This is a genomic window from Herbaspirillum sp. RV1423 (genome assembly GCF_000577615.1).
In the GTDB taxonomy this organism is placed as follows: domain Bacteria; phylum Pseudomonadota; class Gammaproteobacteria; order Burkholderiales; family Burkholderiaceae_D; genus Herbaspirillum.
In genome coordinates this window covers 49261-60070 of sequence record NZ_CBXX010000030.1, presented here as the reverse complement: position 1 = coordinate 60070, position 10810 = coordinate 49261, and the positions used below count along the sequence as shown (strand labels likewise).

The 10810-nt window shown below is 59.9% G+C and carries 12 protein-coding genes; all 12 read left to right on the top strand.

Translation table 11 applies throughout. From position 1 onward, the window contains the following. Positions 1–81 precede the first annotated feature (81 nt). Entirely contained in the window at positions 82–447 is a 366-nt protein-coding gene (locus RV1423_RS21210) for a DUF1566 domain-containing protein (RefSeq protein WP_034301013.1), read from the top strand. A gap of 19 nt (positions 448–466) precedes the next feature. Then, positions 467–841 (top strand): four helix bundle protein, encoded by a 375-nt coding sequence (locus RV1423_RS21205; protein ID WP_034301010.1) that lies wholly within the window; start codon positions 467–469, stop codon positions 839–841. Beyond that, positions 783–2180 (top strand): RNA-directed DNA polymerase, encoded by a 1398-nt coding sequence (locus RV1423_RS21200; protein ID WP_306410559.1) that lies wholly within the window; start codon positions 783–785, stop codon positions 2178–2180. Before RV1423_RS21205 ends, RV1423_RS21200 begins: the two co-directional genes overlap by 59 nt. Further along, complete coding sequence (locus tag RV1423_RS21195) at positions 2177–2977, top strand: PD-(D/E)XK nuclease family protein (RefSeq protein WP_034301007.1); 801 nt, start codon at positions 2177–2179, stop codon at positions 2975–2977. Before RV1423_RS21200 ends, RV1423_RS21195 begins: the two co-directional genes overlap by 4 nt. Before the next feature lie 25 nt (positions 2978–3002). Continuing rightward, positions 3003–4250, top strand: a complete 1248-nt coding sequence (locus RV1423_RS21190; RefSeq protein ID WP_051516836.1) for a hypothetical protein — start codon at positions 3003–3005, stop codon at positions 4248–4250. Between the two features lie 42 nt (positions 4251–4292). Further along, the gene (locus RV1423_RS21185; RefSeq protein ID WP_034301005.1) at positions 4293–4958 is read left to right on the top strand and encodes a hypothetical protein; all 666 of its coding nucleotides are present in this window, start codon (positions 4293–4295) and stop codon (positions 4956–4958) included. 38 nt (positions 4959–4996) lie between these two features. Continuing rightward, positions 4997–5617, top strand: a complete 621-nt coding sequence (locus RV1423_RS21180) for a 3'-5' exonuclease (protein ID WP_034301001.1) — start codon at positions 4997–4999, stop codon at positions 5615–5617. A gap of 138 nt (positions 5618–5755) precedes the next feature. Then, entirely contained in the window at positions 5756–7534 is a 1779-nt protein-coding gene (locus RV1423_RS21175; RefSeq protein WP_034300999.1) for an AAA family ATPase, read from the top strand. After that, entirely contained in the window at positions 7531–7734 is a 204-nt protein-coding gene (locus tag RV1423_RS21170; protein WP_034300996.1) for a hypothetical protein, read from the top strand. Before RV1423_RS21175 ends, RV1423_RS21170 begins: the two co-directional genes overlap by 4 nt. Next, positions 7731–8507 (top strand): hypothetical protein, encoded by a 777-nt coding sequence (locus RV1423_RS30410; protein ID WP_051516835.1) that lies wholly within the window; start codon positions 7731–7733, stop codon positions 8505–8507. The genes RV1423_RS21170 and RV1423_RS30410 overlap by 4 nt, the downstream gene beginning before the upstream one ends. Next, complete coding sequence (locus tag RV1423_RS21160; RefSeq protein ID WP_051516834.1) at positions 8504–10222, top strand: DNA cytosine methyltransferase; 1719 nt, start codon at positions 8504–8506, stop codon at positions 10220–10222. Before RV1423_RS30410 ends, RV1423_RS21160 begins: the two co-directional genes overlap by 4 nt. A gap of 100 nt (positions 10223–10322) precedes the next feature. Then, positions 10323–10721, top strand: a complete 399-nt coding sequence (locus tag RV1423_RS21155; RefSeq protein WP_034300992.1) for a hypothetical protein — start codon at positions 10323–10325, stop codon at positions 10719–10721. Positions 10722–10810: the final 89 nt, after the last annotated feature.

Here is a 10810-nt window from a genome sequence, read left to right as displayed (position 1 = left end):
CGCTGCGCGCGCGTGCCGTCCGCAGATTGCCAATTTAGTCCTTTTGTCATTTAACACCTCAAAACAAGACAGGAGCTTGCAATGAGCAAGGAACGATTTCTTAAAGAGAACCTGAAGGTCGGCGAGAAGTACGCCGGCCTTCTCTTGGGTAAGGATGGAATGCCGGATCAGCATATTTTCCTGCTGCCTGGTGAAGCTGAATCCATCGAGTGGGCGCCGGCGAAGGAATGGGCGACATCGATCGGCGGCGAACTTCCGACGCGCCGCGAGCAGTCGCTGTTGTTTGCGAACCTGAAAGAGGAATTCGCGAGTGCTTGGTATTGGTCAGTTGAACCGTCTGGCACCGGCTGGGCCTGGTATCAGCACTTCAGCCGCGGCGACCAGTACTGCGACCACACGCGCAACGCGCTGCGCGCGCGTGCCGTCCGCAGATTGGTTATTGAGTAATTCAACAATTTAGTCAGATATGGCCATCCATACCCAACTTCCGATTTACAAGGTCGCCTACGATCTTCTCGTCGTCGTCACCGGCGCCGTTAAGAACATGCAGCGCGACCTCAAGCGCAACATCGGCGAAAAGATCAGTAACGAATGCACCGAAATAACGGTGTTGATCTTCCGCGCGAACGCAGCCCAAGATAAGGAACCGCATCTCATGGAACTGCTGGAGCGCTTGCAAGTCGCGGAGTTGTTGCTACGTTTGTCGATGGATATGCGGATCATCTCCAAACAGGCATATGCAATCGCCGTGGAGAAAACGACAAGCATCGGTAAGCAGGCCAATGGGTGGCGCCGTGCCGCAAATCGCCCGCTTCATGGAGGTCAAGGCCGCCATGACTGAGCGATCTTTCAATCTGGTCGTGCCGCTGGCTCACGAGGCCACCGACATGCGCATCGCAGATACCACCGGCTGCGTCCGGGATCGGTCTGGCGCAGTCTCTCATCTGAATATTCGGGTGAGCGACATGGAAAGCACGATGGTTACGGCTGGGCCTGGTATCAGAACTTCAACAACGGCAACCAGAACAACAACCACACGAACAACGCGCTGCGCGCGCGTGCCGTCCGCAGATTGGAACGCACCTGACTTTACGTTCTCTGAGCTTGTTCAGGCCTATTTCGATTGCCGGCGCACAAAGCGTAACAGCCCTACTGCGCTGGCCTTCGAGGCCAATCTCGAAAGTAATCTGCGCCAACTCAACGACCAGCTCGTCGACAGCAGCTACACACCTGGCCGATCACTGTGCTTCGTCATCACCCGCCCCAAGGCGCGCGAAGTGTGGGCCGCCGATTTCCGCGACCGGATCGTTCATCACCTGTTGCACAACCATATTGCGCCGCGCTTCTATGCCAGCTTCATCGCCGACAGTTGTGCCTGCATCCCCGGACGCGGAACTCTGTACGGCGCGAAACGCCTTGAATCCAAGGTGCGTAGCATCACTCAGAACTGGAGTCGGCCAGCGCACTACCTGAAATGCGATCTTGCCAACTTCTTCGTCAGCATCAACAAGCATATCGTCCGCGATCAGCTTGCGCGCCGTATTCACGAGCCGTGGTGGATGGGCCTGGCAGAAACAGTGCTGCTCCATGATCCACGGCAGAATTTCGAATACCGCGGCGACCCCGACCGCATGAATCTTGTGCCGCCACACAAGCGGCTGCTCGGCCAGCCCGCACACCTGGGCCTGCCGATTGGAAATCTGTCGAGCCAGTTTTTCGCAAACGTCTATCTCGATGAACTCGACCAGTTCGTCAAACACCGCCTGCGCTGCCGCTACTACATCCGCTATGTAGACGACTTTGTGCTTTTGCATGAGTCGTCAGCCTGGCTGAATGATGCCAAACGCGAAATCGAAATCCATCTGGCCAATGCTCTTGGCGCACGCCTCAATCCGACGAAGACGATTCTCCAGCCGATCGCGCGCGGAATCGATTTCGTCGGCCAGGTGATCAAACCGTGGCGCCGAACGCTCCGTCGACGGACGTTCAATGACGCCTTGCAGCGGGTTCGTCTGGTGACTGATTCCGATCTTTTTGAGACAGGCAACAGCTATTTCGGCCTGATGCGTCAGGCATCGCATGGGCATCACGACCGTGTCCTGCTTGCAAAAGAGCTTCTTCGGCGCGGCCACACCATTAAATCAGACCTCACGAAGACATTCAGGAGGAAAAGCAAATGAGCGAATTCAAGGTCCGCGCCTCGTCCTGGGGTTCCCTCTTCGACTGCTCTATGCGCTGGGAGGGCGAACATATGCTCGGCATCCGGAAACCTGCGGGTCTGCGCGCGCAATTGGGTACGGCCATCCACGCCGGCACCGCCGCGTTCGACAGCGGCCGCCTGGCCGGCGCTCCGATCACTCTTGATGAAGCCGCCGGCGTGTTCGTCGATACCCTGCGCAATCCAGAGCACGACGTCGACTATAGCCAGGATGATTTGACCGTCAATGAAGCCGAAAAAATTGGGTTGGTGCTGGGCGTCAAGTACTGCACCGAGATCGCGCCGAAGATGGATTACCTGTCCGTCGAGATGCCGCTTGAGCCGCTGGTGATTGACTGCGGCAACGGCATTTTCGTGAAGCTGACCGGCACTATGGACCGCGCGCGCGTCGTGCGCTCGGCCGGCGGCAAGGTCATCAACGACCTGAAGACCGGTTCGCGCGTGATTGCCAAGGGCGCGGTGGTGATTCAGGGCCGCTCTGCACAACTCGGCACGTATCAAATCATGTCCGAGCAGACCGACGGCGAAGAGACCGTTGGCGCGCAGATCACCGGCTTGCAGACCACCAGCACTGCCGCCGTCGGCGTCAGCCGGGTATTCGACGCCAAGCGCGTGATGCTCGGCACCGAAGACAAGCCCGGCCTGATCCAGTTTGCCGCAGTCATGTTCAAGACCGGCTTGTTTCCGCCCAATCCCCAATCCCAGCTATGCAGCCCAAAGTACTGCGCCCGCTGGGCGACCTGCATGTATCACGAATAACCCACATCCAACCACGGAGAAAACCATGTCAGCACCAGAACAAAGCACCACCAACATCCAGACCTTGAAGAACCCGCCGCCGCGCGAGATCAGCATGCCCGATCAAAAGATCGACATGTTTTCCCTGCGCGGCTTCGAACTGGCCTGCCGCATCGGCAAGGCTTTTGCCGCGTCGGATGCTGTGCCTGCTATTTTCCGCTCGCACACGTCGAAGAAGGACAAAGACGGAAGCATCACCTGGATCGAGAATCCGGCCGCGCTCGGCAACTGCGTTGTCGCCGTTGAAACTGCCCAGGCCGTCGGCGTGTCCATCACCGCCGTGATGCAGAACGCCAATGTGATTGAAGGCCGTCTGAGCTGGAGCGGCAAGTTTGTCATCGCTGCGGTGAACGCTTCCCATCGTTTTACGCCGCTGCGCTTCCATATGGTCAACAAGGGAATGATGACCGCGAAGTATCGCGAAAAACAAGGCTGGAACAAGCAAAAAGGCGGATTCGATTTCGTCGACAAACAGGTCGAACTCGAAAACATCGAATGTACTGCATGGGCCATCCCCTATGGCATGCAGTTCCCTCCAGGCATTGGCACATTGCCACAAGCAATCGCGGCCGGTCTGCCGGTGATTGAAGGTGCGCCGGTGTCGATGGCGATGGCGGTCGAAGAAGGCTGGTATTCGAAGCCAGGCAGCAAGTGGCAGACCAGCATGAAAACGCTGATGCTCCAATACCGCGCCGGTTCGTTCTTCGGCAACATCCATGCGCCCGACGTCGTCATGGGCATGGGCAAGTCGTCCGAAGAGGTCTACGACACGATCGACTTCGAACAGCAGCCGGATGGCCGTCACGCGGTCAACCTCAACACCCTGCGTCCTGAACTGCAAAACTCCAACGCAGGCGTTGTCGTCTCCGAGGCCTCGCAAGGCAACGTCGTCGACCAGCCCCCCGAGAGCCAGGCAGGAGAGCCTGGCGAGCCACAAGCCGGCACGGCCGCCGGGCCTGCGAGTGAAACCAGCTCGCAGGCAGCGCAGGCGCAGGATGGCGACGCCGTCGTGCTGAGCTACGCGCAAGTCGCCGACGCCATGGCCAAGGCCACCAGCATCGAAACGCTGCAGGTCGCCATCGACATGATCAGCGGCGTCCCTAATGCGGAGCAGCAAGACGAGCTGCGCGGCATTTCCCGCGACCACCTGAAGAAATTCCAGACGCCGGCGGCTGCAAAGCCAGTCGGCAAGCGCGCCGCCGCGCCGTCCAGCGACAGCTTCAACATGGAATAACGCCCCCTGCCCTGTCTATCTCAACTACAAGAAGGAGCCGCAATGTTTAGTCTCGAAGAAAAGCTGGTCAAGATCACCAGCCTGAACCTACGCAAAGAGCGCCACGGCGAAGAACTGGTCAGCGCCGCCGATATCGGCGTATCTGCCGATCTGCCCAATAGCATGCTAGCGCACTTCCACCCACTGCTGAAGGATTCCTTCTACTCGAAGGACGACAACGCTCAAGCCGACATGATTGACGGCGAGTCGCACACGCCGGTCCTGAAGTTCCCCGGTTTCCCCGCCATCAAGTGGCCGGTCGCCCTCGAAGGCTACCAGTTCATCGCACATACCGGCATCGGCGGCCCGTCCGAAATCCGTCTGATCGACGTCAAGATCAAGAACGTGACATTCCTGTTCAAGGATGGCGGCACCTTCCACATTAAGTTTTCGGTGCAGGCACACCCCAGCGCCGACGAGAGCGGCCGCCTCTCAGACCTGATCCAGACCGAAGTGCAAATCACGCTGGTGCCGCCGGACGAAGCCAAGCAGCACGAATTGGCACGGGCGAAAAAAGACAAGAAACGCGCACTCGACGAAGCATTTTCCGGCGGCGCCGCTGGCGATGGCCAGACCGAACCCCTCGAACTGGATGGCGACGCAGATCCCCAGGGCGACACCGAGCACGATGAAGAGACCTCCGCCGACGCGCCGGTCACCCTCGAATAACCCGCAGTCACAACATCCAAAACAACAGCGAGAACGACATGACAAAAGAACTGATTTACGACACCGAAACCACCGGCCTGCCCGTCTGGAGCCAGCCGTCCGACCATCCCGACCAGCCGCGCGTCATCGAACTGGCCGCCGAACTGATCGACACCGACAGCCGCGAGGTGATCGCGTGCATGAGCTTCATCATCAAGCCGGAAGGCTGGACCATCCCGCCGGAGATAACCACGCTGACCGGTATCAGCAACGAACTGGCGAACGCCGTGGGCGTGCCGATGAAGATGGTACTGCCTTGCTTCATGGCCCTGTGGGCGGAATCCGACCGCCGCGTCGCGCACAACGAATCATTCGACATGCGCATGATCCGCATCGAGTTGATGCGCGCAGCAGGCTATCAGCAATTCGCCGACGAATGGAAGGCAGCGCCGGCGTTCTGCACCCAGGCGAGCAGCACCAATATCCTGAATCTGCCACCGACCGAGAAGATGCGCGCCAAGAACATGAAGGGGCCGAAGTCACCGAACCTGTCCGAAGCCTATGAATTCTTCACCGGCCAGAAATTCGAAGGCGCGCACCGCGCTTCTGCCGACGTCGCTGCCTGCCGCACGGTCTTCTTCGGCATCCGCGACCGCCAGCCGGAACTACAGCCAGCATAACGTTCAACGCTGGGGGAGTTGCCCGGGCTGACGGGCATCGGAAGTCCCAAAGTCGTAGGGAAAGAATGCCGCAGGGACGCACGGCAAGCCGGATGAAGACAGCACCGGCCACCAGCACCAATTCAAGGAAAGCAGACAATGAAACTCGCTCGTATTCAGATTGATAATTTTCTCGGCGCGCACCGCATCGACGCGCGCCTGACCACGCCGGTGACGTTGTTTGCCGGTCCGAACGGCGCCGCCAAGTCCAGCATCGGCGAGGCCGTGCGCATGGCGATCACCGGCGAGACGGTGCGCGTCAAACTGAAAAAGGAATATGGCGCGCTGGTGACCGAAGGCGCCAAGGCTGGTGGCGCGCTGGTTACCGTCGACGACGACCGCACCTATGCGTTCAACGTCCCGGGCGGCGAAGTGAAGGCTGACGACGGTCTGCCGACCGGCGGCGCGATTGCCGTTGCACTGAATGGCCAGCAGTTCAGCACCATGTCGTCCGACGAACGACGCACATTCCTGTTTCAGTTGACAGGCGTCAAGATCAAGCAGGACGACGTAAGGGAGCGCATGGTGAAGCGCGCCTGCGACCTCCCCAAGATCGAGGCCACGCTGCCATTATTGCGTACCGGCTTCCCGAGCGCCTGCGACTTCGCAAAGAGCAAGGCCACCGAGGCAAAAGGTGCTTGGCGCACGATCACCGGCGAAACCTACGGCAAAGTGAAGGCCGAAGGCTGGGCCGCGCCGGCGCCGGATGCGCCGGAAGGTGATGCGCCGTCAACCGATGAACTGGCCGTGCTGGACATCGAAATCGCCAATGCCAATCAACTAGTCGGCCAGGTGTCGGCGCAGGTCCGTAGCCGCACAGAAGCCGCAGCCAAGCGCTCGGCGCTGGCCGAAAAGGCCGGGCGTGTGCCGCGCGCCACCGAAGCGCTGGAGTATGCCCGCAAGGAACTGGCTGAGTACGAACCGAAGGTTGTGGCCATGCGCGAGCGCGCCAGCGGCACGGCTCGCGTTGGATTGCTGCACTCGCTTGCCTACGCGCTGGCCGGCCTGATCGACCTTCCGCAGGACATCGGCACAACGGTCTACAAGAACGCCGTTGCCGTCATGGACGAATACGAGGAAGAGCACGGTGAGTTACCACAGGAAGGTACCGCCGATGTGGACGCAATCGCGTCACTCCCAGAATTCGAACGCGGCCTGGAGGTTATGCAGAACGCCGTCAAGAACTGCGAACACGACCTTGCTGACGCCACCGCCGCCAAGGGCCAGTTTGATGCCCTGGCCGCGCCGAAAAAAGAAGAAGCGCTGCCCGATCTGAACGCGTTACAGGCCAACTTGACCAAGCTAAAGGCCGACCGCACCACCCTGCAATCCAAGATTACCGCCGCCTCCGGCCACGCCGCCGCAGTCGCTGCTGCCAAGCAGAAGACCGCCGACGCGGCCAAGCATCACGCTGACGTCTCCGCCTGGACGGTGGTGGCCGACGCGCTGGCGCCGGACGGCATCCCCGGCGATCTGCTCAAGGAAGCGCTGAAACCGGTCAACGATGGGCTGCTTGAAGAGGCGGGCGCAACGGACTGGAGGCCGGTGTCGATATCTCCAGAAATGGATATCACCGCAGCCGGCCGCCCGTATGCCCTGCTCTCCGAATCGGAGAAATGGCGTGCTGACGCAATGATCGCCGTGACCGTCGCCCGCCTATCCGGCATCAAGATTTTGATGCTCGATCGCGTCGACGTGCTGGACCTGCCGAGCCGCAGCAAGTTGCTGGGCTGGGTGCACGCCCTGGTCATCAGCGGAGAAATCGAAACCGCCCTGCTGTTCGCCACTCTCAAGGCACTCCCATCGAAGCTTCCGGCAAGCATGGCGGCGCATTGGGTGCAGGACGGCGAAATCGTTGAACTGAAGGAAGCAGCATGAGCGAGATGGGTGATGACTTCAAGGCTCTGAAGGACCATAAAAAGGCCCTGCGAGCCAAATACGGCATCGAATGCCCCGACTGCAAGCGCCTCAGGCCAAAAACGAATGCGACGATCCTCATGCCGCAACAACGCTGCCGAGTTGACGGATACCGAGACCAGAGGCCCGAGCTTACCGACGATCAATGGAGCCAAGCATGAACATCAACGACACACCGCAGGAACAAGCGCCAGCAAAAGAAACAATCAGCCTGAATGCTGCTGCCAACTTAGCATTAAATGCACTGCATGAGTGCAAGCCATTTAAGGGTTCCAAGAGGCAAATCAGTGACGCTATTCGAGCATTGACCGAGGCCTTACGCGATATAGCCTTCACTACGAACCTTACGGCAACACCAAAACAATTCGTCCGGCATCTACAAAATACTGCGAAAGAGGCGTTAGCGCAGGAACAAGCGCCAGCAGATAAGGATGCGGAAATTGCGCGGCTGAACGCAATCATCAATACACCGCAATCTGGCGACTTCCTGCGCGCCGTCAGCATTGAGTCTGAGCATCAACGCCAGCGTTGGGGGAGCGCCCACGATGCCGGAAAGACTGCCGCTGATTGGTTTTGGTTGATCGGTTATCTCGCAGGTAAGGCATTGCACGCACATGCCGCCGAAAACATGGTCAAGACGGAGCATCACATAATTACAACTGCCGCAGCTTTGATGAATTGGCATCTTTCGCTATCCAGTGGGACTGATATGCGCCCCGGAATTGACGGAGAGTTAGCCCTGCAATCCCAACCGCTGCGGACGACGCCGGTCGAACTTACGCAGGCCGAAAAAGACTGGATTCATGGAAAAAGCGATGAGCCGTTGATTTACGACGCCTCTGCGCAGTCCCAACCGCAGCAGGCTGCTCCTGTCGTCATCTACGAAAGCCAGCCATGCGCAATCATCTCGGACGCCATGAAAGCAAAAAAATGAAAAGAGACAAATTCACCGGCGTGCCGGACGACATCCGCGAAATCCGTCACTTTCACCTGTTCGGCGCGATCGGCGGCGGCGCCAAGGGCTTCAACAAGGGCCGCGCGCGCGTGGGCAACATGGTGTCACGCTCGCGCTGCATCGGCTCGATCGACGTCGACGCTTCTGCCAATCGTGACTTCCTGAAGATGACCGGTGTCGCCGCCACGCTGCTGGATATGTTCGACCGCGATCAGTACAAGGCATTCCACGGTAAGGAACCGCCGGCTGGCTGGCGCGAGGCCACGCCGGAAGATATCCGCCGCGCCGCCGGATATGAGTTTCCTCATATCGTTTTTCTGTCGGCGCCGTGCAAGGGATTTTCTGGCCTGCTCAATGAGAAGAAGAGCAAGACCGACAAGTACCAGGCGCTGAATAGACTGACGCTGCGCGGCATGTTCCTGATGCTGGAAGCATTTAAGGAAGACCCGCCGGAATTCATTCTGTTTGAAAATGTGCCGCGCATCGCCACGCGCGGCCGGCACCTGCTCGACCAGATCGTCGCCTTGCTACGCCACTATGGCTATGCGGTCGCCGAAACCACGCACGACTGTGGCGTGCTCGGCGGCCTGGCGCAGAGCCGCAAGCGTTTCCTGCTGGTCGCGCGCCACACGGCCAAGGTACCGACGTACCTGTATGAGCCGCCGACCCGGCGCCTGCAGGGTGTCGGCACCGTGCTCGGCCGCATGCCGTTGCCGGGCGCCGAAGCCGGTGGACCGATGCACCGCGTGCCGAATCTGCAATGGAAGACATGGGTGCGCCTGGCGTTCGTCGAGGCCGGCAGTGACTGGCGCAGCCTGAACAAGCTGGCGGTCGAAGGCGGCGTGCTGCGCGATTACCTGATCGTTCCGGAATATCGCAACGGATTCCTGGGCGTGCGCAAGTGGGACGAGCACAGCGGCGCCATGATCGGCATCAAGTCACCAGGTCAGGGAACGTTCAGCGTCGCCGACCCGCGCGCCGGCGACATTGAGAAGACGCACAAGAACGTTTGCCGCGTCGTCGATTGGGATCAGGCAGCCGGCACAATCACCAGCGGCCACGGCCCTAGTTCTGGTGGTCAGGCTGTCGCAGATCCTCGGCCTCAAGGCTCCGTGTTTGGAAAGTATGCGGTCACGCCGTGGGACACCGCTGCCGGCACCGTGATCAGCGGCAGCACCACCGGTCAGGGCGCGTTCGCTGTGGCCGATCCCCGTACCAATATGAATCGCGGCAAGGGCGACAACTACCTGACGGGTGGCCATTATGGCGTGGTCCCGTGGGAAAGCCCTTCCGGCGCCGTGCCGTCCTCGGGCAGCTACGATAACGGCCGCTGGTCGGTCGCTGATCCGCGCATGCCGGCCGCCGACCAGAAGCTGGTGGCAGTCATCCGCGCGCTTGACGACACTTGGCATCGCCCCTTCACCACGCTGGAGATGGCGGCGCTGCAATCGCTGATCGAACCGGAAGAATTCTTGCTGCTGGACGGGATGAGCGATCAGGCATGGCGCGAGCATATCGGCAACTGCGTGCCACCGGATGCCGCCGAGGCAATCTTTTCGGAGATTGCGCGCTCGCTGCTGCTCACCTGGTCGGGCGAAACATTCCTGCTGTCGGCGGCGCCGATCTGGGTGCAGCCGATGATTGTTGGTATGTGCGTCGCCCAGGACGAAGCGATGCAGGAGATATTCGGATGAGCGCCATCAAATGCCCACGCTGTGGCGTGTCGCCATATCAGCACTGGAATTTTGGCTATTCCCACAGATGCCATGTCTGCCATCAAATCTGGAGAACATCATGAGGCCGGAAATCTGCGTCCACTTCACCGGACTGCTCAATGAATGCTGCCGCAAGGGTATCAACTATACCGAGCTCGCCGGCGGCTCGTCCTTCGCACGGTTCAATCGCATTCCATGTACTGGCAAGACCGGCACCGAGGTGAACGCCTGCGACATGCAGCAGTTGCCAACCGCCGAGGAAGTGGCGACCGACGCCGCCGAATGGGCCGCCATACTTGCCCGACACACGAAAGTGATGCCAGTCGTCAACGAGTGGAAAAAATCCGGGCCGCGCGGCAAGCAAGGGACGATTGATTGCCCCGCCTGCGGCAGCAAGCTGCACCTGATGGAATCAGCCTATAACGGCCATGTGACAGGCTGCTGCGAAACCGACGGGTGCGTCAAATGGATGGAGTGACCATCTGCTGCCTCTGCGGCCGGGAGGGACATTGCGCCGCCGACTGCCCTTGGATCTATCGCCGGGCCTCAATTTTTCGTATCATGTTC

Coding starts and splice junctions, on each gene's coding strand:
- RV1423_RS21200 (WP_306410559.1), top strand. CDS start 783: ATGGGTGGCGCCGTGCCGCAAATCGCCCGCTTCATGGAGGTCAAGGCC.
- RV1423_RS21175 (WP_034300999.1), top strand. CDS start 5,756: ATGAAACTCGCTCGTATTCAGATTGATAATTTTCTCGGCGCGCACCGC.
- RV1423_RS21180 (WP_034301001.1), top strand. CDS start 4,997: ATGACAAAAGAACTGATTTACGACACCGAAACCACCGGCCTGCCCGTC.
- RV1423_RS21210 (WP_034301013.1), top strand. CDS start 82: ATGAGCAAGGAACGATTTCTTAAAGAGAACCTGAAGGTCGGCGAGAAG.
- RV1423_RS21170 (WP_034300996.1), top strand. CDS start 7,531: ATGAGCGAGATGGGTGATGACTTCAAGGCTCTGAAGGACCATAAAAAG.
- RV1423_RS21160 (WP_051516834.1), top strand. CDS start 8,504: ATGAAAAGAGACAAATTCACCGGCGTGCCGGACGACATCCGCGAAATC.
- RV1423_RS30410 (WP_051516835.1), top strand. CDS start 7,731: ATGAACATCAACGACACACCGCAGGAACAAGCGCCAGCAAAAGAAACA.
- RV1423_RS21155 (WP_034300992.1), top strand. CDS start 10,323: ATGAGGCCGGAAATCTGCGTCCACTTCACCGGACTGCTCAATGAATGC.
- RV1423_RS21190 (WP_051516836.1), top strand. CDS start 3,003: ATGTCAGCACCAGAACAAAGCACCACCAACATCCAGACCTTGAAGAAC.
- RV1423_RS21185 (WP_034301005.1), top strand. CDS start 4,293: ATGTTTAGTCTCGAAGAAAAGCTGGTCAAGATCACCAGCCTGAACCTA.
- RV1423_RS21195 (WP_034301007.1), top strand. CDS start 2,177: ATGAGCGAATTCAAGGTCCGCGCCTCGTCCTGGGGTTCCCTCTTCGAC.
- RV1423_RS21205 (WP_034301010.1), top strand. CDS start 467: ATGGCCATCCATACCCAACTTCCGATTTACAAGGTCGCCTACGATCTT.